This is a genomic window from Vibrio tubiashii (genome assembly GCF_028551255.1).
GTDB lineage: Bacteria > Pseudomonadota > Gammaproteobacteria > Enterobacterales > Vibrionaceae > Vibrio > Vibrio tubiashii_B.
Window position 1 is genome coordinate 1,548,257 of sequence record NZ_CP117029.1, and the last position, 20,589, is coordinate 1,568,845.

17 protein-coding genes are annotated in these 20,589 nt (G+C 43.8%); 15 read left to right on the top strand and 2 right to left on the bottom strand.

Annotated features, from left to right (window positions below):
* Positions 1-33 precede the first annotated feature (33 nt).
* The 9 genes from LYZ37_RS06965 to rmf all read left to right on the top strand — a co-directional run bounded on the left by LYZ37_RS06965 (position 34) and on the right by rmf (position 13,946).
* Positions 34-252 carry a DUF2835 domain-containing protein gene (locus LYZ37_RS06965; protein ID WP_004742832.1) on the top strand — a complete coding sequence of 73 codons (219 nt, stop codon included), beginning with the start codon at positions 34-36 and terminating at the stop codon, positions 250-252.
* Positions 253-439: 187 nt separating this feature from the next.
* On the top strand, positions 440-5,281 hold the full coding sequence (locus LYZ37_RS06970) for an NAD-glutamate dehydrogenase (protein ID WP_272787040.1): 4,842 nt from the start codon (positions 440-442) through the stop codon (positions 5,279-5,281).
* A gap of 87 nt (positions 5,282-5,368) precedes the next feature.
* Positions 5,369-6,379 (top strand): quinone-dependent dihydroorotate dehydrogenase, encoded by a 1,011-nt coding sequence (gene pyrD, locus LYZ37_RS06975; protein ID WP_272787041.1) that lies wholly within the window; start codon positions 5,369-5,371, stop codon positions 6,377-6,379.
* A gap of 196 nt (positions 6,380-6,575) precedes the next feature.
* Positions 6,576-7,121: a cell division protein ZapC gene (locus LYZ37_RS06980; protein WP_004749467.1), complete on the top strand. Its 546-nt coding sequence runs from the start codon at positions 6,576-6,578 to the stop codon at positions 7,119-7,121.
* Positions 7,122-7,599: 478 nt separating this feature from the next.
* Complete coding sequence (gene rlmKL / locus LYZ37_RS06985) at positions 7,600-9,723, top strand: bifunctional 23S rRNA (guanine(2069)-N(7))-methyltransferase RlmK/23S rRNA (guanine(2445)-N(2))-methyltransferase RlmL (RefSeq protein WP_272787042.1); 2,124 nt, start codon at positions 7,600-7,602, stop codon at positions 9,721-9,723.
* 10 nt (positions 9,724-9,733) lie between these two features.
* Complete coding sequence (locus LYZ37_RS06990; RefSeq protein ID WP_272787043.1) at positions 9,734-9,976, top strand: glutaredoxin family protein; 243 nt, start codon at positions 9,734-9,736, stop codon at positions 9,974-9,976.
* On the top strand, positions 9,954-11,870 hold the full coding sequence (locus tag LYZ37_RS06995) for an ABC transporter ATP-binding protein (RefSeq protein WP_272787044.1): 1,917 nt from the start codon (positions 9,954-9,956) through the stop codon (positions 11,868-11,870). The genes LYZ37_RS06990 and LYZ37_RS06995 overlap by 23 nt, the downstream gene beginning before the upstream one ends.
* A gap of 6 nt (positions 11,871-11,876) precedes the next feature.
* Positions 11,877-13,568 carry a DUF3466 family protein gene (locus tag LYZ37_RS07000; protein WP_272787045.1) on the top strand — a complete coding sequence of 564 codons (1,692 nt, stop codon included), beginning with the start codon at positions 11,877-11,879 and terminating at the stop codon, positions 13,566-13,568.
* Positions 13,569-13,772: 204 nt separating this feature from the next.
* On the top strand, positions 13,773-13,946 hold the full coding sequence (gene rmf / locus LYZ37_RS07005; RefSeq protein WP_004414030.1) for a ribosome modulation factor: 174 nt from the start codon (positions 13,773-13,775) through the stop codon (positions 13,944-13,946).
* Between the two features lie 133 nt (positions 13,947-14,079).
* On the opposite strand, the gene fabA is transcribed toward rmf, so the two are convergent.
* Positions 14,080-14,598 (bottom strand): bifunctional 3-hydroxydecanoyl-ACP dehydratase/trans-2-decenoyl-ACP isomerase, encoded by a 519-nt coding sequence (gene fabA / locus LYZ37_RS07010; protein ID WP_004743352.1) that lies wholly within the window; start codon positions 14,596-14,598, stop codon positions 14,080-14,082.
* 91 nt (positions 14,599-14,689) lie between these two features.
* Positions 14,690-16,336 (bottom strand): Lon protease family protein, encoded by a 1,647-nt coding sequence (locus LYZ37_RS07015; protein ID WP_272787046.1) that lies wholly within the window; start codon positions 16,334-16,336, stop codon positions 14,690-14,692.
* A 171-nt stretch (positions 16,337-16,507) separates the two neighbouring features.
* Here LYZ37_RS07015 and matP point away from each other — a divergent pair, with 171 nt between their 5' ends.
* From matP to LYZ37_RS07045, 6 genes are all read left to right on the top strand, one after another.
* Complete coding sequence (gene matP, locus LYZ37_RS07020; protein ID WP_171325527.1) at positions 16,508-16,954, top strand: macrodomain Ter protein MatP; 447 nt, start codon at positions 16,508-16,510, stop codon at positions 16,952-16,954.
* Between the two features lie 12 nt (positions 16,955-16,966).
* A complete protein-coding gene (locus LYZ37_RS07025; RefSeq protein WP_272787047.1) occupies positions 16,967-17,278 on the top strand; it encodes a DUF3634 family protein in 312 nt (103 codons plus the stop codon).
* A gap of 101 nt (positions 17,279-17,379) precedes the next feature.
* A complete protein-coding gene (locus LYZ37_RS07030; protein WP_272787048.1) occupies positions 17,380-17,688 on the top strand; it encodes a hypothetical protein in 309 nt (102 codons plus the stop codon).
* 35 nt (positions 17,689-17,723) lie between these two features.
* A complete protein-coding gene (locus LYZ37_RS07035) occupies positions 17,724-18,950 on the top strand; it encodes an HDOD domain-containing protein (RefSeq protein WP_272787049.1) in 1,227 nt (408 codons plus the stop codon).
* Between the two features lie 208 nt (positions 18,951-19,158).
* The gene (locus tag LYZ37_RS07040; RefSeq protein ID WP_272787050.1) at positions 19,159-19,785 is read left to right on the top strand and encodes a LysE family translocator; all 627 of its coding nucleotides are present in this window, start codon (positions 19,159-19,161) and stop codon (positions 19,783-19,785) included.
* Positions 19,786-19,798: 13 nt separating this feature from the next.
* Positions 19,799-20,437 carry an alanyl-tRNA editing protein gene (locus tag LYZ37_RS07045; RefSeq protein ID WP_272787051.1) on the top strand — a complete coding sequence of 213 codons (639 nt, stop codon included), beginning with the start codon at positions 19,799-19,801 and terminating at the stop codon, positions 20,435-20,437.
* Positions 20,438-20,589 lie beyond the last annotated feature (152 nt).

Consider the following 20,589-nt stretch of genomic DNA (forward strand, 5'->3'; position numbering starts at 1 on the left):
TATCAGAAAAATCGTTACTTTTTTGACCAAACCATGAATCAATATCACTTTACCCTTAACATCTCTTATCAAACTTTTTTAGCTCACTACAATGGGGCGGCAAGCAACGTTTTAGTGGTTACAGACAAAGGCTTACGCCTGCAATTGCCTGCATCGCGTTTCAGACCATTTCTTAGTCAAATAGGGCTAAAAGGGCGTTTCAGATTAACAACTGACCAAAATAATAAGTTTCTAAAGTTAGAACTGCTGTGAGCAACTGATTTTATAGAAGTTTAAATAGAACCTTAGTCACATTCTCAAACATTTCACCTCTTACCACTCTCAAAAGAATTAACTATTTATCAATAAAGCTTTTACAATAAAGCGGCATTACCCGTGTTAAGCACTATGCTTACAACAACCCCCAAAAAACATACAATTCTAATTGTGGAGTGTGATTATGACCGCGCGTGAAACATTGATGCCGGTTCTGCTTGAAAAAGTGTATAAGCTTATTCAAGACAAACTCGAGCTTGCTCATCAACCCCTAGTCACCCAACTAGCTCAACATTTATTTAGCAACATTTCTCAAGACGATTTAGTCGAACGTAACGAATCCGATCTTTACGGTGCCGTTGTGTCGCTATGGCATCATATTAATGAGAAAAAAGCTGACGAAATTTCTGTTCGAGTATTTAATCCAACCGTGAGCCGCCAAGGCTGGCAATCTACCCACACAATCGTAGAGATTGTTGTGCCAGATGGTCCATTCTTAGTTGACTCAACAAAAATGGCATTGAGCCGTTTGGATCTTTCATCACACTTGATGCTGCATGGGCCAACACAGATTGCCCGTTCCGCAAAAGGCGAGATCACAGCGATTAACCAAGGAGATGGTGCACTTCAGTCTCTATTCCATATTGAGGTTGACCGCTTAAGCTCTAAAGAAGAAATGGCTTCACTGAAAGCCGAACTATTAAGCATTCTGAATGACACCGGATTAGTTGTTCAAGACTGGTTACTGATGGTTGAAAAACTTGAAGAAGTAACTGCTCAGGTAGAATCGCAACAAGGAGAGGTTGAGATCCAGCGTGATCGTTACGACGAGTCGATCCAATTCCTTCGTTGGTTGGGGAATCACAACTTCACGTTTATGGGGTATAAAGAGTATGATCTTGTTTCAGTGGATGGCGATACCGAGCTTCGCCCAACCGCTGATAAAGGTTTAGGTCTATTTGCGAATCGCGAGCGCGTGCGCACTGTTAAGCTATCTGACTTCCCTGACTCTGCACGCTTAGAAGCGAAAAAGCCATTCCTTCTGATTGTGACCAAAGGCAATCGTCCATCTCGTATTCACCGTCCAGCTTACACTGACTATATCGGCATTAAGAAGTTTGATAAGAACGGTAAAGTTGTTGGTGAGCACCGCTTCACAGGTCTTTATACTTCTGCAGTTTACAACCAGAGTGTTGAAGGGATCCCACTGATTCGCGAGAAAGTGGAACGTATTCTTGAAGCAAGCGGTTACCGAGAAGGTTCATACTCTTACAAAGCACTTCACAATATTCTAGAAAACTACCCGCGCGATGAGCTTCTTCAAGCGAAAGAAGAGGAACTACTCGAAGTCGGTATGGGTGTTGTACAGATGCAAGATCGAGATCTACTGCGTCTGTTCGTTCGCAAAGACCCGTTTGGTCGTTTCTTTAGCTGCATGGTTTATGTGACTAAAGATCGTTACAACACAGAGCTGCGTCGACAAACACAACGAATTCTTCAGCAGTATTTCGGTTGTAAGCAAGAAGTGGAATTTACCACTTACTTCTCTGAGAGCCCACTAGCTCGAACTCACTATATTGTTCGTGTTGATAACAACAACATGGACGTAGACGTTAAAACGATTGAGCAAAACTTAATGGAAGCATCTTCAACTTGGGATGATCGTTTATCAGAAGCGATCGTGGCGAACTTTGGTGAAAGTAAAGGCCTGCCGCTTTCTAAAGAATACATGCGTGCATTCCCACGTTCGTACAAAGAAGATGTAATGCCAGGTTCTGCAGTGGCAGATATTGAGCGCTTAGAAAAACTCAGCGATGACAACAAACTGGGTATGCTTTTCTACCGCCCACAAGAGTTGGGTGCAGATTCAAAATCAGTCAGACTGAAGCTTTACCACCGTGATGAGCCAATCCATCTATCCGATGTTATGCCTATGCTTGAGAACCTTGGCTTACGCGTGATTGGTGAATCGCCATACGAAGTACGCAAAGTGAACGGTCAGGTATACTGGATCCTAGATTTCTCAATGCTTCATAAGAGTGAGAAAACCGTCGATCTTCGTGAAGCGCGTGATCGTTTCCAACAGGCATTTGCTGCAATTTGGGCTGGCGAACTTGAAAGCGATGGCTTTAACCGTTTGGTGCTAGGTGCATCATTAACTGGTCGTGAGATTTCGATTCTTCGTGCTTATGCTCGCTACATGCGTCAAGTCGGCTTCCCATTCAGTCAACAATATATCGAAGACACGCTGAACCATTACCCAGATCTAGCCAAGGGGCTGGTGGAGCTGTTTGGTAAGCGTTTCGAACCTAAATTCAAAGGCAGCCAAAAAGGTCAAAACGATCTTATCGCTAAGATTACTGAGCAGTTGGATCATGTTGAAAGCTTGGATGATGATCGTATTCTGCGTCGTTACATGGAGATGATCACTGCTACTCTTCGTACTAACTACTATCAGTTAAATGAAGACAAGCAGCCTAAGCCTTGGCTATCACTTAAGATGAAACCAAGTGATATTCCAGAAATTCCTCAGCCAGTACCCGCGTTTGAGATCTTTGTTTACGCACCAGATATTGAAGGTGTTCACTTGCGTGGCGGTAAAGTAGCGCGTGGCGGTCTACGCTGGTCAGATCGACAAGAAGACTTCCGTACCGAAATTCTTGGCCTAGTGAAAGCACAGCAAGTTAAGAACACGGTGATTGTTCCTGTGGGTGCTAAAGGTGGTTTCGTCTGTAAACGACAGCCTATGCTAAGTGGCCGCGATGAAATCTTCGCTGAAGGTCAACGCTGTTACAAACGCTTTATCCGCGCCCTACTGGATGTGTCAGACAACATCATCGAAGGTGAAGTGGCTCATCCTAAGAGTGTGGTTCGCCATGATGAAGATGATCCGTATTTGGTTGTTGCGGCTGATAAAGGTACAGCAACATTCTCTGATCTTGCTAACTCTGTATCAGAGGAATACAACTTCTGGCTAGGAGATGCATTTGCTTCAGGTGGTTCGAACGGTTATGACCACAAAGCAATGGGTATCACTGCGAAAGGCGGTTGGGAATCGGTTAAGCGTCATTTCCGTGAAATGGGAATTAACTGTCAAACTACAGATTTCACTGCCATTGGTGTTGGTGATATGGCAGGTGACGTATTTGGTAACGGTATGCTGCTATCTAAGCACATTCGCCTGCAAGCTGCGTTTAACCACATGCATATCTTTATTGACCCGAACCCAGAATCAGCGCCTAGCTGGGAAGAGCGTAACCGCTTATTCAATCTTCCACGTTCTAGCTGGGAAGACTATGACGCGAAACTGATTTCAAAAGGCGGCGGTATTTTCTCTCGCCGTGCTAAGTCGATTTCTCTAACGCCAGAAATCCAAAAGATGCTGCGTACCAAGAAATCTTCGGTTGCCCCTAATGATCTGATTAAGATGATCCTATCTATGGAAGTCGATCTTCTATGGAATGGTGGTATCGGTACTTACGTTAAGGCTTCGAGTGAGACGCATACTGATGTTGGCGACCGCGCCAATGATGTATTGCGTATTGATGGTCGAGATCTGAAAGCGAAAGTTGTCGGTGAGGGCGGTAACTTAGGTATGACTCAGCTTGGTCGTATCGAATATGCACTGACTGGTGGCCGTGTTAATACTGACTTCGTTGATAACGTCGGTGGCGTTGACTGTTCGGATAATGAGGTCAACATTAAGATCTTCCTTAACGGTCTAGTGACTAATGGTGATCTTACGGTCAAACAGCGCAATAAGATCCTTGAGTCGATGGAAGACGAAGTGGGTGAAATTGTTTTAGATGACGCCTACTGTCAATCTGAATCTATCTCTGTGACTGAGCAGCAAGGTGTGTCATTAGTTAAGGAACAAATTCGTTTCATTCATACTATGGAAAAAGCGGGTCACCTTGATCGTGCACTTGAGTACATCCCAGATGACGAAACCTTACTTGAGCGTGAAAAGCAGGGCATGGCACTGACTCGTCCAGAGCTTTCTGTACTTGTGGCATACGGTAAGATGGTTCTGAAAGAAGAGCTAGTGCATGAAGACATCGCAAAAGATGAATTCCATGCTCAGCAACTTGTTAGCTACTTCCCGACCGAGTTACGCCGTAACTATTCTTCGCAAATGGATAATCATCCGCTACGTGCTGAAATTATTGCAACAGCGCTTGCGAATCAAATGGTTAACGAAATGGGCTGTAACTTTGTTACTCGTCTACAAGAAGAAACGGGTGCGTGCGTCGTTGATATTGCAAATGCGTATGTTGCATCTCGTGAAATCTTTGGACTAGGCAAAGTACTTGAAGAAGTTCGTTCGCTAGACAACGAAGCCTCAACCGAAGCGCAATATGACATGATCTTCTATGTGCGTAGAACGTTACGTCGTCTATCACGTTGGTTGTTACGCAATCGTACTGGTCGTCAGTCTGTTAAAGATCTGATTGAACTGTACCAAGCTGACGTCGATACAATCAAAACGCATCTCGATGACATGCTTGTTCCTTCAGAAGTGGAAGAGCACAACGAGATGGCGCAAGCTTGGATTGAGCAGGGCATCAAGGAAGAAGTGGCTAGCTATGTTGCTCGTTTGTCTAGCCTATACTCAGTACTGGATATATCCACAGTATCTCGTGAAAAAGGCAAAACTATCGAGCAAACGGCTAAGCTTTACTACAACTTAGGCGATCGCTTATCACTGCACTGGTTCTTGAAGCAAATCAATGGCCAAGCGGTGGATAACAACTGGCAAGCATTGGCTAGAGCTGCGTTCCGTGAAGATCTCGATTGGCAACAGCGTCAGCTAACTGGTCAAGTACTGAGCTGTGGTTGTTCGCCAGAAGATCTCGATGTGATGAAAGCACTGGATGATTGGATCGAAACTAACGAAACCTCTTTGCACCGTTGGGAAAATATTCTTAACGAGTTCAAGGTGGGTTCAGTGCATGAGTTTGCGAAATTCTCTGTTGCATTACGCGAACTTATGCTGCTTAACCTTAATTGCAGTGCGAATGAGTAAACGTTTGCCATAATTCGTTGAATTATTCGGTAAAACATTGAATAATACAGCCCCGTTTATACGGGGCTTTTTTCTTTCGGAGGCACAATGCTTTACCGTCTAGCCAGAACTGGCTTTTTCCAACTCGATGCCGAAAAGGCACACGATCTCGCAATTCAAAACTTCAAGCGCTTTACTGGCACACCACTTGATCTTCTTTACCGTCAGCAACTTCCTCATCGTCCAGTCGAATGTATGGGTTTAACTTTCCGTAACCCAGTTGGCCTCGCGGCTGGTCTGGATAAAAACGGCGAGTGTATTGAAGCATTCGATGCTATGGGCTTTGGTTTTGTTGAAGTCGGCACAGTGACACCTCGTCCACAAGCAGGAAATGACAAACCACGTCTATTCCGTCTTGTAGAGGCTGAGGGCATTATCAACCGCATGGGTTTCAACAACCTAGGTGTCGATAACCTTGTCGAAAATGTCAAAAAAGCCAAATACGACTGTGTACTTGGTATTAACATTGGCAAGAACAAAGACACACCAATCGAAAAGGGTGCGGAAGATTACTTGATCTGTATGGAAAAGGTATATCAGTACGCAGGCTACATCGCGGTTAACATTTCTTCGCCAAATACTCCTGGATTGCGTTCACTGCAATACGGTGAAGCTTTGGATGAACTGCTGTCAGAGCTAAAAGCAAAACAAGCCGAACTGGCTGAAAAGCATGGTAAATATGTTCCTCTGGCATTGAAGATCGCTCCGGATCTTAGTGATGATGAGATCAAACAGATCTGTGACTCTCTGCTTAAAAACAAGATCGACGCAGTTATTGCAACCAACACAACATTGGATCGTTCAATCGTTGAAGGTATGAAGCACGCGAACGAGGCGGGCGGTTTGAGTGGGCGTCCTGTTCAAAGCAAAAGTACTGAAGTGGTTCGCTGTCTACATGAACAGCTTAAAGATGAAATTCCAGTGATTGGAGTAGGTGGCGTTGATTCTTACGTTGCTGCTAAAGAAAAAATGATGGCGGGTGCGCAGTTAGTTCAGGTTTACTCTGGGTTTATTTATCACGGTCCGGCACTGGTACGTGATATCGTGAAAAACATCTAAGACATATTAAAATAGAAAACAAATCGATGTGACATTGTCACACGATAGATTTCTAATTAAAACTGATTGATAACAAGAGGAAATGAGTTTTCATTTCCTCTTTTTTTTCGCCTATTAGCTAATAAAATCCAATTATTGCTAGGAAAGGTAATTAAGCGTTTTACCTAACTTCAAATCAAATTTCAGAGATGGAACGATGCTTAAACCCAGTGACAAATGGACTTGGTACTATGATGACTCAGAAGGGCACCTTATGCTCGATCTGGGTGATGATATGGTATTTAAGACCAACCTTCCTCGTAAGCTGATTGTCGACTGCGCGATTGGCGTTAATGAATTCTCAGTAGATGACGCTTCAGCCTATCAAACCTATAAAGAGCAAATCGCTTTACTTGGCCTGAGTGAGCCAAGACAAGCAGAGCTCTCACTGTATTGTGTTGCCGCGAAGCGTTTTCATAAACCTGTTCAGCCGAAAAGTTGGTTTTTCGACTGTCTGTCGGATGGCCAAATCGCTCCAGAAGAAGGCGACTTGATACGTCTAACGAACTCCCTGAGCGAAGGTTTTTTTATTGTTTTAGAGGTAGGTGAGTGTGCCAGCCTGTGCGCATCTGTTTCACTAGACGGTTTCGAACTCAATGGTTCTAAATCGCTCCAGTTTGGTCAGGCGATTAAAGTGATGCACGATAGGCTGACTGTAGCGAATCATCTATTTCACGCCCAACCAATCGCATTGGTGGGCTAACCCAAATTATCGTTCCTTTGTTTCATTTCCCGCCAGCATAATTGCTGGCTTTTTTTTTGCCCCTAACTCGGCTAAAGAGAGCCCACTAACGCTCCTCAGCTATATTCTCATCTGTGAGATACGTTCAAATTATCATCACATAGCACAATTAATTTCCATGTTTTCATAGCCGCTGAATCTATAAAAGCAGGGTTTATTCCTCTTTTGTGGCTTTTCTGTAATTTAATTACATGAAAATTCACTTCTGGTATAGGCCAAAATCCATGTGAATTAGTATTCACTTCGCTTTTAGAGCCGATTGCTTAGTAGAAATACGTTTTGATGTTTTGCAGGATTTGAAATAGAACAACGAAGTATGAAAGTGTCGATATTTCATTCAATTGAACGACAAAATGGGGGATTTAACTGATTGAGCTAACGATAACTATTGGAGTCAGGTATAATGCGGCGTCATTTTCTACAGAATTAAAACACCACTATGCATCAATATCTTGCGGTTACGTCCAACGGTTTGGAAAACTTGTTGGTTGAAGAGTTAACTAAGCTAGGGATCACTAATGCCAAACCTGTTCAAGCAGGGGTACGCTTTAAAGCATCAAATGAGCAAATTTATCGTTGTTGCTTATGGAGTCGCTTAGCGTCGCGTTTCGTTCGTGTGCTATCTGAGTTCACTTGTAACGATGATATGGATCTCTACCTAGCAACGTCTTCAGTGAACTGGGTCAATCAATTCCATAGTTCGAAGATGTTTGTTGTTGATTTCAATGGTACTAACCGTGAAATCCGCAATAGCCAGTACGGCGCAATGAAAGTGAAAGATGCCGTAGTGGATAGTTTCGAGAAAAAGAACCTGCCAAGACCGTCGATCAGTAAAGATCGTGCCGATCTTCGCATCCATGTTCGTTTGCATCGTGATAAAGCGATTCTTGGTGTGGATATGGTGGGTGGCGGCCTTCATCAACGTGGCTATCGCCCTGAATCTGGTCGTGCGCCGCTTCGCGAAACTTTAGCAGCTGCTATTATCCTACGTAGTGGCTGGAGTGCTGATAAGCCGCTATTAGACCCTATGTGTGGCTCAGGTACGCTCTTGATTGAAGCGGCTATGATGGCGGCGAACATGGCTCCTGGCGTGAACCGTGAGAAATGGGGCTTTGAGTCTCTAGAAGACTTTGAACCTGAGCTTTGGGCTGAGATTAAATCGGAAGCGGCAGTACAGGCGAGAAGGGGCGTCAAAAAAGTTGACACTAAGTTTTTCGGCTTTGATAACGACGCGCGAGTGCTTAAAACCGCAAAAGACAACGCGCGCCGTGCAGGTGTTGACTCTCTGATTGAATTTAACCTTGGTGATGCCGCGCAAGTTAAGCGTCCTCAAGAGTTTGAAGCTGGCGTTATTGTTTCAAACCCACCATACGGTGAGCGTTTAGGTACTCATCCTGGTTTGATTGCTTTGTACACGGCATTTGGTGCTCAGCTGAAATCTGAGTTCGGTGGCTGCCAAGCGTCTATTTTCTCTAGCTCTGATGAGCTTCTAAGCTGTTTGCGCATGCGTGCAGACAAGCAGTTCAAACTGAATAACGGTGCGTTACCGTGTCACCAGAAGAACTACTCAATTAGTGACCGTCTGGTTGAAAATAAAGGTGACAATGTCACTGAATCACTAATTGCCCCTGATTTTTCTAACCGCTTGAAGAAGAACATTGCCAAAATTGGTAAATGGGCGCGTAAAGAGAAGCTCGATTGCTACCGAATTTATGACGCAGATTTACCGGAATACAATGTCGCGATCGATGTTTACCTCGATCACCTTGTGATTCAAGAATACGCGGCACCAAAGAATATCCCTGAAGAAAAGGCGAAGCGTCGTCTCACGGATATCATTCGCGCGGCTATTCAAGTAACGGGCACAGAAGCGAATAAAGTTGTACTTAAAGTCCGTGAGAAGCAGAAAGGGCGTTCACAGTACCAAAAGCTGTCTCAAGAGTCTGAAACACTCAATGTACATGAGTATGGTGTGCGGCTTAAAGTAAACCTGCATGACTATCTAGATACAGGCTTGTTCTTAGATCATAAGATTACTCGTCGCAAACTCGGTGAATTGGCTCAAGGTAAAGACTTCTTGAATCTGTTTGCTTACACCGGATCTGGCACAGTGCATGCCGCTTGTGGTGGCGCTAAATCAACAACAACGGTTGATATGTCGAACACCTATCTAGAGTGGGCAAAAGAAAACATGAAGCTGAATGGTCAAGTTGGCCGTCAGCATAGATTCGAGCAAGCAGATTGCCTGCAGTGGCTTGAGCGCTCAACGGCACAATTTGATCTAATCTTTATCGATCCGCCAACGTTCTCCAACTCGAAGCGCATGGAACAAAGCTTTGACGTACAGCGTGACCATATTCAGTTAATGAAGAACCTTAAGCGTTTGCTTCGTAATGGCGGCACGATCGTGTTTTCAAACAATAAGCGTCACTTTAAGATGGATATGGAAGGTTTGGATGAACTTGGTTTAACTGCGAAGAATATTTCACACCAAACTTTACCAATGGATTTTTCTCGCAATAAACACATTCATAACTGCTGGGTTTTGACTCACAAGGAATAGTAGGTCACACGTGATCACTTTATATAGTACAGAAGGGTGCCACCTATGTGAGATGGCATTTGACCTTACAAAACAGTTTAATATTTCTCATCAGGTCGAGATTGTCGATATTGCTTTCGACGATGAACTGTTTTCTCGTTACGGCGTCACCATTCCGGTGCTGAATTATCAAGGTAACGAGCTTAATTGGCCGTTTGATTTACAACAATTACAGCTTTGGTTAGACGAAAATGGCATTACTAACAATAAATAATGGATTACTGGCTTATGGTGATCATCCTCTTCTAGACAATGCAGACTTCGCATTGCAAGAGAATGAACGCGTCTGTTTGGTTGGTAGAAACGGTGCGGGTAAATCCACGTTGATGAAAGTACTTGCCGGTGAGGTAGTACTTGATGATGGAAAGCTAACAGTTACCCAAGATGTTGTCGTTTCACGCTTAGAGCAAGATCCACCACGAAACCAAGAAGGCACAGTCTTTGATTATGTTGCTGGTGGACTAGCAGAAATTGGTGAGCAGATTAAGATCTATCAAGATCAGCTCGATCTGATTGCGGTTGACCCATCAGAGCAGAACATCAATAAGCTTGCACGTATCCAAGAGAACCTTGAACACTCGGGAGCATGGCGCTTTGAAGACCGTATTAAGAACGTGCTCGCTGCGCTTAAGCTCGATGGCCACACCAAACTGACTGACCTTTCTGGTGGTTGGCAACGTAAAGCAGCGCTTGCCAGAGCATTGGTTCGCGATCCCGACGTATTATTACTTGATGAGCCAACTAACCACCTTGATGTTACAACGATTGAATGGTTAGAGAACTTTCTTAAAGACTTCCGTGGCTCGATTATCTTTATCTCGCACGACCGTGCGTTCATTAAATCTATGGCGACACGTATTGTCGACCTTGATCGCGGCAAACTGGCTTCTTTCCCGGGTAACTATGACAACTACTTAGTCGATAAAGAAGAGATGCTCAGAGTCGAAGAGATGCAGAATGCAGAATTCGATAAAAAGCTTGCTCAAGAAGAAGTTTGGATTCGTCAAGGTATCAAGGCTCGCCGTACACGTAACGAAGGGCGCGTACGTGCGCTTAAGAAGCTACGAGAAGAGCGAAGTGACCGACGTGAAGTGCAGGGCAAAGCGAATATCCAGATTGATGATGCGTCGCGCTCAGGCAAGATCGTGTTCGAAGCGAAAAACATCAACTATGACATTGATGGCAAGTCTATAGTTAAGGATTTCTCTTTCAACATCATGCGCGGTGACCGCATTGCACTGATTGGCCCGAACGGTTGTGGTAAGAGTACATTACTTAAACTGTTGCTAGATGAGCTTCAGCCTCAGTCTGGTAAGCTTCACTGCGGTACTAAGCTCGAAGTGGCTTATTTTGACCAGTACCGCGAAGTGCTAGATCCTGAAAAGTCGGTGATTGATAACCTAGCTGATGGTAAACAAGAAGTCATGGTTGGTGGTCGTCAGCGCCATGCGTTGAGCTATCTGCAAGATTTCCTATTTGCCCCTAAACGCGCTCGTACTCCGGTTAAAGCACTCTCTGGTGGCGAGAAGAACCGTCTATTGCTTGCACGAATCTTCCTAAGACCAAACAACTTGTTAGTGCTCGATGAGCCAACCAACGATTTAGATATCGAAACTTTGGAACTTTTAGAAGATTTGCTTGCCAATTATCAGGGTACGCTTTTACTTGTCAGCCACGATCGTCAATTTGTTGATAACACGGTAACGACAAGTTGGATCTTTGAAGGTGAAGGCGTTATTGAAGAATTTGTTGGCGGATATCATGATGCGCAGCAGCAGCGCATTCAGTCGCTGAAGGCACGTGCGCCTGAAAAACCAACAAAAAGCATTAAACAGGTTGAGGAAACTCCCAAAACCGCGGCAGTAAAGAACAAGCCTAAGAAGTTATCTTATAAACTGCAGCGAGAGTTAGAAGCATTGCCAGCCAAACTTGAAGAGTTAGAAGCAGACATTGAAAGCTTACAAGAGCAAGTCAACAGCGCTGATTTCTTTTCAAAACCCGTCGAGCAAACGCAACCCGTATTAGATAAGCTAACTGCTACAGAGCAGGAGCTTGAAATTGCCTTCGAACGCTGGGAAGAGCTCGAAGCAATGCAACAGGAAAGTTAACAACTAATGACTAGCAAGATTTTTAAAATTTCAGCAGTGGCGGCAACGATCGCTGCTTCATTCGCAGCTAACGCGGCTCTGTATGATGTGTATTTGGAAGCCCCAGAAGGTACAAGTACCAATCTCCTTACGTACGGTGTAGCGATTTCTCCAGAAACGGTCAAGAGTGGTGCAAATACATGTTGGGATGAAGCATGTGACAAGACTACATCTATAATGGCGACGGAAGTAAAGCGCTACCGTGAGGGGTTTAACTACCGTGATGAAGCTCCTTTCTTCTTACCATTTGGTTGGAACTACCTTGATGATAACTGGGAAGGGTTTCGTAACTACTGCCGAAGTTATTTAGGATACGCTGATACGCTATGTGAAAATTGGGCTAACGCTCAATACAACAGTGGCTACAAGAATGAATGGATAGATAAGAACTTTGCTGGTTCGATCGCTTACCTGAACGGAAGCGTTGTTAAAGCTGATGTAAACACTGTTGTTAATGGTATATATAAAGACTTGAATGACTCTAATAAGTTAAAGTCTATTGGTAGTTCTCAAAACACAAACATATCTAGTTATCGTAGCTTTAACGGTTTAGTTGATACGTCTGTAGATACTTTTGATACAACAGAAATAAATTCATCATTTTATTGGACGAGAAAAGAACTGACTACAAATACAGGTTCCATAGTTTTTACTGTGGGTAGTGTTACGCGCAATAATGTAGAGACGGGGAATCGTCGTATATTTACTTCTAAACCTGCCATTTGGACAGGTGACCCTGTATCGAGTGTGATAGAGCTTCCTTGGCCTAATAGTGATCGTAAAGAAAATGGTGACTCTAAGTCTCAAGGCAGTGCCCGTGATATTATTGTAGATTCCAATGATAACTCGATTCTCTATGCCGTTGGTTATACCTCTGATGGTGATGTAAGGCTCAAAGCTGCGGTATTTAAATCTAAGGATAGCGGCAGTACCTGGGAGGGTTTCGGTTCTGGTGGCAGTAACTTAGTCTCGGGTTTTCCATTTGACTCGGAAAAATATGCGAACCAAACCTTACAAGCGGTTAATAACAACAAGATTGCCATTGGCACGGCAAAACTCAACGAAAGACAATCAGGTGCCTACGCAAATTCACTGTTTTATGTTACTAACCTAGACGCTCCTAGTTATAATGCTTTCACGGGTGGTATTTTCTTTGAGGGTGCAAACGGTTTAGCAGGGAACATCAACAACCATAACGATGTTGTCGGCACAATTGATTTTGAAACGCACGCTGAAGCCAATGGTAAGCCCCGTGCTCAAAGAGCTTTTATTACTAATCTAGGTACTGCGCCAGGAACAGTTCCGGGGTCAGCAGCACCAATTGGAGGTCAAGCTCGTTACCTTGATGACCTCACTAACGGTTCGGCGAGCACTGATAATAACCAGTTCCGTATTATTCAGGCAGCGGATATTAATGATGCAGGTGTGATTGCTGCAACCGCTTACTACTGTGCTGGTGGCTTTGATAGTACGGCTATCGACGCTAAGTGTACAGCAGGTGCATCTTTGGCAGGTGTTAAGCTAGTTCCTATTTCAGGCAGAACGGCTAACGATATTACGCCACGTCCAGTGACTCAAACAACGGTTGAGCGTCAGGGTGGTAGTTTAGGAATCTTGGTATTGACTGTATTAGGTCTGCTAGGGTTCCGTAGAAAATAGGTTAAATTGTAAACAAGGGCACAGGTTCACAGTTTTGAATCTGTGCCTTTTTTTTAGCTTGAATTCACCGTTCTTTTGATCGAATCTTAATTGGGAAGCCATAAAAGCTTCACATTAATCGGTTATCAGGATCTTACAAAGATCGCTGTTGGCAGGTTAAGAAAGTAGTACGTTAAGAAACATTTTATGTATGAGGACGACACTATGAAGAGACAAAAGCGTGACCGCTTAGAGCGAGCTCAATCTCAAGGATATAAAGCAGGCCTTAACGGTCGCTCTATGGAGGCATGTCCATACCAGCAGATGGATGCTCGATCTTATTGGCTTGGTGGTTGGCGCGATGCCAGAGAAGATAAGCACTCTGGTCTCTACAAATAACACTCATTCCACATACAACAAAGGAACTTAGCCCCGAAAGGGGCTTTTAAGTTGTTATTTAATGCACTATAACTAAATATATTGGTTGCAAAAAAGCGACTCAAGTGAGTCGCTTTCGGAAAGTACAGTATGCTTAGAAAGCAGATGTGTCTTGGAAAAGACCAACTTTAAGATCTTTCGCTACGTAAATTTCTTTACCGTCAACAAGAACACGACCGTCAGCAAGTCCCATCACTAGCTTGCGGTTAACTACGCGCTTCATGTGAATTTCGTAAGTCACTTTTTTCGCTGTAGGTAGAATTTGACCTGTGAACTTCACTTCACCAACACCTAGAGCACGACCTTTACCTTTGCCGCCAACCCAGCCAAGGAAGAAGCCCACTAGCTGCCACATTGCGTCAAGGCCAAGACAGCCAGGCATTACTGGGTCGCCAGGGAAGTGGCAATCAAAGAACCATAGATCTGGAGTAATATCTAGCTCAGCTAGAATCAGACCCTTACCGAAATCACCTTCAGTCTCAGACATCTTAGTGACGCGATCCATCATCAGCATATTTGGCGCAGGTAGTTGAGGGTAACCAGGACCAAACAATTCGCCTTGGCTAGACGCTAAAAGATCTTCACGGTTATAAGAATCACGTTTGTTTTGCATTATCAATTACTCCGATTTTTGATAGCAGCATGTTAGTGAACACGTGTACGCTAAACAACTCCGATCAGTCGATTTATGAGCGAAATTTTGTTCAAACGAACCAGTTTTTGATGCGCTCCACAATTCCTTGCGGGTGCTCGTGTCTTTCAAAGTTTTCAATACGTTGCGCTATTTTACTAATAACGCTTTCTTCGTCTTCACCGCGGAAAGGCTTACCCATAATGATAGGAATTGCCTCGTCCACAGTCGATACAGACCAGATATGGAATTCGTCTTTCTTTATGCTTTCAACCACACCTTTGTTAAGCGACAAATGTTTGAGGTTTGATTTAGGTAAAACAACACCTTGCTCGCCAGTTAAACCTTGATGCTTACAGACGTGGTAAAAACCTTCAATCTTTTCATTTAAACCGCCAACGGCTTGCACGCGACCAAACTGGTCAACTGCACCCGTCACAGCAATTTGCTGATTGATAGGGTATTCAGAGAGTGCAGATACGAAGGAGCAAAGTTCTGCCAGAGTCGCGCTATCACCATCGACTTCACTATAAGATTGTTCAAATACGACGGAAGCCGAGTACGGTAGAGGCTCATCAAGTTGCAATGCACTGCTGACAAATGCTTGCATGATCATCATGCCTTTAGCATGCAGATTACCGCCTAGCTCTGCTTTGCGCTCAACGTCAGATATGTCGCCATCACCAAAGTGGATAACACATGAGATTCGAGCAGGCTCACCATAAGACATCGGGTGGCCTGGGACATCAATAACAGTAAGGCCGTTTACTTGACCAATGCATTCGCCTTGCGTTTCGATGATGACTTGGCCGTCAGTAATGTCGGACAGTGCACGCTCTGGAAGGTAGGCTTCGCGATGGTATTTGGCATCTAAAGCTTGTTCAAGATCTTGCTCGGAAAGTACCTTGTTATTCGATGTGAGTAACGCTTCTTGAAACAGAGAAAGGTACCAAAGAACCTCAATCGGCATGTAGTTTTGATCTTCAGTGTAGCGTGCTCCCGCATTCATTAAACGGTGTATAGCGCCGAACGAAAGAGTAGGTAGCTCATATTTCTTAATCAGCCACGCAAGAAACCCTAAATACTGTTCGATAGTCTGACTGCTTACCGCGAACTCATCTTCAATCTCAGTAAACATAGCGAGTCCGGTATAAAGCTCTGGTTCTAAGTACTCAAAGTCAGCAATTTGGTGACGATCACCAACCAAGACGATTTTGATGTCATAAGTTTTAGCTGGTGGACAGGTGGCGATCTTGTGTGGATTGGCGTTAACCGGGCTAACGGCTTGACCTAATAGAACGGACTTTAGAGTTTGCCAACTTGCTGGGTTAGCGAGCAACAATGTTGCGGGAATCACCAGATAGCCACCGTCTGCTTGATCAAGTAGACCATGACTAGAAGTGACAATGTCACCCTTGTCATCGCAAGTGTATGAGCCCAATAGCGTCGCAATGTTCAAAGACTCAGTGGTAGCGACAGGCTTTTGATCAATAAACTTTTTCAGTCCATCTTTAATAAGATCGCGGTAGAACGAGTTGTCTGTGGAATTAATGATAAGTAAGCGGCTAAAGCCCTTGATCGCACTTAACGTTTCCAATGATTGCTTAAGTCGTGGTTGAATATCGAAGAAATCAACGTTATCCAGTTCGTCGAATCGTTGGATCTGTGCGTCAAATTGTGAATATTGTGGTGTGACAGCGTGCCAGCTTTCTTGGTTCATTAAATCAGTTCATGTACTTAAAATGGATGAAAATTATATAGAAAAACCCCATCGGGAGATATAGATAATTTTATCTGATGATCTTGATCGCTTTTCGATTACAATGGGGATTGTAACTTTTATCACTTAGGGTTACGCTGTCACCTAGAACGTTAACGGAATGGCTTTGCAATGAAATATCAACAGCTTGAAAACTTAGAGTGTGGTTGGAAGTGGAATTACTTGATCAATAAATGGAAGGCGGGTGAAGCGATCACTTGTCATATTGATACGAGTGAGGCGGATGCAGCAGTCAACGAGCTTCGCCAGTTAGAACACGAGCCAACGAAGGTTCTTGAGTGGATTGAGAGTCACATGTCGCCAGAGCTTGATAACAAGCTTAAGCAAGCCATTCGTGCTAAACGTAAACGTCATTTTAACGCTGAGCAAATTCATACCAAGAAAAAGTCGATAGATCTCGACTATCGCGTATGGGAAAAGTTATCCCACCGTGCGAATGAGCTTGGCTGTACCTTGTCAGATGCTATTGAATACTTGCTGTCTGAAGCGTCTCGTAGTGAAAAAGCAAGTAAAGCCGTAAGCAGTTTAAAGGAAGATTTAACTAAGTTACTCGACTAACAAGGAGAGTTTATGCTGTATGTTATTCTTATCGCGTCTATCGTGATTTTTTGGTTAGTGGCGGTTGATAGGCCGGTCCTAAAAGTGACGTTTTCTGACGGTAAAATTACTCGCGAAAAAGGGCATTTTCCACCGAGCTTTAAGCATAATGTGGTAGAGATTGCAGAACGCACGCCTTTTAGTGGCGAGATAAAGGTATATCAACAGCGCACTGGCACTAAGATCGTTATGTCGAAACAGGTGCCAAAGAAAGTGCAACAACGAATCCGCAATGTTTTCCCGCATCAAGGTTTTCGCAGTAAAGGGAAGAAACATACTGGCTGATACACTTGTCAGTTGCTACCGTCCATCATCTCTCCCCAAAATCAGCTATCTCCAAGTTCAAAGTAAGACGCGATTTGCTACTTTGAGCTCGGAGGTAACCTATGAAATCTTTCAAGATTTTTCTTTTGTTTCTATTGAGTTTGCCAGCAGTCGCTGACGATGCCGAGTCAAACCCCTTGGCTCAAAAACTTAAAGTCATAATTCAAAAGCAAATCAGTAACAAAGATCTGCATGGCTATTGCGATCTGTTTATCGAGATGACCCATCAAGATTCAGTGGCTATAGTTAAAAGAGTCTCGTCAACGGGCGACTATCAACTGTGTAAATCGAGTAAAAAATCGCTGCGTATAGGTCAGCGCTTTACCTATGTTGTTCCAGAGAAATACATCCGATTACACATCGAAAACTAGCTTGTAATTAATGGATGACTTTAAGCGACTAAAGCATGCAAAGCTCACTGATCACTAACAAGAAATATAATGAGGAAGCGAACGCTTTAGCTCAAAAGATTACCCACATGACACGAGAGCGTCATGCTAAGTGGTTAGTGAGCTTAAAGTACATTCTCGATCAATCGGATGTTGATAGTACTTTGAGTCGCCAAACCGAGTTCTGTGATAGCGTTATCTTAAAAGAAGAAGAGCGTATCACCCATAATCAGCGTTTGCTGCTTGAATGCGAAAAAGAGAAGGTGCAAGAGCGTCGGCAAGCAGCAGAAGATCGACAAAAGATCCTAGTTTCTGTGGTGTCTGATATTGCAGAGCACGCGCAACGATATATTTGTGAAAAGCTCGAAGCGATGTCTGTCCTTCAGCTGTTTGGGCGATTTCCAGATTTCTCCTATTTCTCTACTGTTGCGTACTCGCCATCCTTAACTTTTAGTAAGCTTGCAGTGCTGACCACCAACGACAACCAATTGAAATCGAATGTCGTTGATCTGGTGAATAACCCCAAATTCTGCAAACGAATAGGTCGTTCTCCGCGCAGCATTCAAGACCCCAAAATTGCGATAGGATCGATAGGAATAGACAACTGCGGGCTATTACTGCCCATCTTAATGGTTAAACCGATTCTCAAGTGGCATGACCCAGTGACCAAAAATATTGCTCCCAAGCTGTGGCAGCATATGGTCTTAACCGCAAACGTGACTCGAATTAGACTGGAACAATCTGGATTGAAATGTCCGCAGCAGGGGATTCTACTTGGCGTGTTAAGAACCATGAGCCACTTCGCTATAGTTAACCATTTCAGTTTACTGTTCGAAGATGCGCAAGTAGCAAAAATGCAATGGTATCGTGAAAACAACTTGCGTGAAGAGTATTACGCATGTGGCGAGGTGCGCCCAGATTTAAGTGTCTTGCCTCACATCATTCATAATCTAGAGGCCACTCTTACACGCAAAGTGTTAGAGGCAATTGAGTGGACCCCCTTTACTATACCTATTCGAAATGCACTTGAGGAAGATATTAACAACGTGCCTGTTATAGAGAGAAGTGACGCAGGGGTTGCGTTGGCTCAAGCTCAGGCCTATGCGATGTTCGACACTTTAGATCGAAGCAACGCCTTTATCGAAAAACATAAACCTTTTTGGTTTGCGAACGTTCAAATGCCGCCAGATGCCTTGCAAACTATCAGAGACTTGAATCCCGGGCGAGTTGGGTTATCAAAATAGTATTAGCATCATTTAATGCACTATAACTGGCTGTGTTTTTATACCATATACATATTTAACTCAGAAAAGGATAGAAATCAGGAGTACATCCTTTAGAACAGTATTTTTTCAACAAGTGACAGTGTCTCTTATTGGGCGGGTTTGCGAGAAATAACGATTCATGTAAGGATAAGTTTTTGCTTGAAAAATGTTCGACAAAGGAGTGTCCATGTTTCCCGCTGAAGTGTTTGTCACGTATACGTTAGCCTGCGCATTATTAGTCATTTCTCCAGGCCCTGATAATCTACTGGCTATCGGTCGAGGTTTAAGTCAAGGTCGCTGGGCAGCCATTGTATCTGGTATGTCATCGGGAGCTGGTATCTTATTTCATGTTCTAGCCGCCACCTTCGGTTTGACACTGCTCATACAAACATCTGAACTCGCTTTTTACGCCGTCAAAATAGTGGGAGCGGGTTATCTGATTTGGCTCGGAATCAAAGTGTTGCGCTCTCGTAGTCTGTTCTCTCTTGAGCCCGCAAAGAAACTGCCGCTTTCAAAGATATTTCTTACTGGTTTTTTGTCGGCTGCACTGAACCCAAAGCCGGGTCTGTTTGTACTGGCCTTCGTCCCTCAATTTGTTAATCCAACCTTAGGCTCAGTTACCGTTCAAATGGTAGGTTACGGCACTTGGTTTGCGCTCCTTACGGCGCTAGGCTTTAGCTTGATGGGTGTTTTCTCTTCTCAGCTAGCGAATTGGCTTCGTAATAAGCCTCGAACGGTCTCTGGCTTGAATATTGGAGCAGGGATGACATTTATTGCTTCTGGTTTAACGGTTGCGTTTATGAAACAGCGCTAAAGAGCGAGTACAGATGACAAACAAAGTTTTTTGGCAGGATCCTTATTTAACTGAGCTTACTTCTCGGGTGAGTTCGGTCGAAGCCAATCAAGTACAGCTTGCCGACACTATAATTTATGCTGAATCAGGTGGCCAAGAAAGTGATTTTGCAACCATAGATGGTATTGAGGTGATTAAAGCCGAAAAGCACGGCAAAGATATTGTCTATACGCTAGCTTCCGCTTCCAAGTTTGATTCCGGCGATCTGGTCAATAGTCAGATTGATTGGCCAAGACGATACGCGCTAATGAAGCTGCACTTTGCTGCGGAAGTGGTACTTGAGGTGTTCACGCAATCTTACCCAAGCATAACCAAAATCGGTGCTCATATTGGTCAGAGTAAGAGTCGTATTGATTTTCTATGGCACGAAAGCCTAAATACATTGTTGCCTGATGTGCTTTTGAAATCCCAAGCTTTAATCGATTCTGGACTGCCGATAGTCAGTGATTTTGAGGATGTTGAAAGCGAGAGGCGTTATTGGCAAGTTGAAGGTTTTGCAAAAGTGCCATGCGGGGGTACACATTTGAAACGAACCTCTGAAGTAGGGCGTATACGCCTCAAACGCAAGAATGTAGGAAAGGGCAAAGAAAGAGTGGAAATTACACTGGTATAGCGCGTTTATATTATGGGACGCTTTGTCAGTGGGATAACTTTCTAATTACTCATAAAATCATCTAAAACTGTTTCTCAGCTGTATCGAAGGCTTGTGCATTCTGAGACAATTTGAGTTTCATGCAAAGGTGTTATTGATTCCTGCTTTGGTGT

What these genes read in the sequence shown, in the direction of transcription:
- LYZ37_RS06965 (WP_004742832.1), top strand. Translation starts at nt 34, where the DNA reads ATGAATCAATATCACTTTACCCTTAACATCTCTTATCAAACTTTTTTA.
- LYZ37_RS06970 (WP_272787040.1), top strand. Translation starts at nt 440, where the DNA reads ATGACCGCGCGTGAAACATTGATGCCGGTTCTGCTTGAAAAAGTGTAT.
- pyrD (WP_272787041.1), top strand. Translation starts at nt 5,369, where the DNA reads ATGCTTTACCGTCTAGCCAGAACTGGCTTTTTCCAACTCGATGCCGAA.
- LYZ37_RS06980 (WP_004749467.1), top strand. Translation starts at nt 6,576, where the DNA reads ATGCTTAAACCCAGTGACAAATGGACTTGGTACTATGATGACTCAGAA.
- rlmKL (WP_272787042.1), top strand. Translation starts at nt 7,600, where the DNA reads ATGCATCAATATCTTGCGGTTACGTCCAACGGTTTGGAAAACTTGTTG.
- LYZ37_RS06995 (WP_272787044.1), top strand. Translation starts at nt 9,954, where the DNA reads ATGGCATTACTAACAATAAATAATGGATTACTGGCTTATGGTGATCAT.
- LYZ37_RS07000 (WP_272787045.1), top strand. Translation starts at nt 11,877, where the DNA reads ATGACTAGCAAGATTTTTAAAATTTCAGCAGTGGCGGCAACGATCGCT.
- rmf (WP_004414030.1), top strand. Translation starts at nt 13,773, where the DNA reads ATGAAGAGACAAAAGCGTGACCGCTTAGAGCGAGCTCAATCTCAAGGA.
- fabA (WP_004743352.1), bottom strand. Translation starts at nt 14,598, where the DNA reads ATGCAAAACAAACGTGATTCTTATAACCGTGAAGATCTTTTAGCGTCT.
- LYZ37_RS07015 (WP_272787046.1), bottom strand. Translation starts at nt 16,336, where the DNA reads ATGAACCAAGAAAGCTGGCACGCTGTCACACCACAATATTCACAATTT.
- matP (WP_171325527.1), top strand. Translation starts at nt 16,508, where the DNA reads ATGAAATATCAACAGCTTGAAAACTTAGAGTGTGGTTGGAAGTGGAAT.
- LYZ37_RS07025 (WP_272787047.1), top strand. Translation starts at nt 16,967, where the DNA reads ATGCTGTATGTTATTCTTATCGCGTCTATCGTGATTTTTTGGTTAGTG.
- LYZ37_RS07030 (WP_272787048.1), top strand. Translation starts at nt 17,380, where the DNA reads ATGAAATCTTTCAAGATTTTTCTTTTGTTTCTATTGAGTTTGCCAGCA.
- LYZ37_RS07035 (WP_272787049.1), top strand. Translation starts at nt 17,724, where the DNA reads ATGCAAAGCTCACTGATCACTAACAAGAAATATAATGAGGAAGCGAAC.
- LYZ37_RS07040 (WP_272787050.1), top strand. Translation starts at nt 19,159, where the DNA reads ATGTTTCCCGCTGAAGTGTTTGTCACGTATACGTTAGCCTGCGCATTA.
- LYZ37_RS07045 (WP_272787051.1), top strand. Translation starts at nt 19,799, where the DNA reads ATGACAAACAAAGTTTTTTGGCAGGATCCTTATTTAACTGAGCTTACT.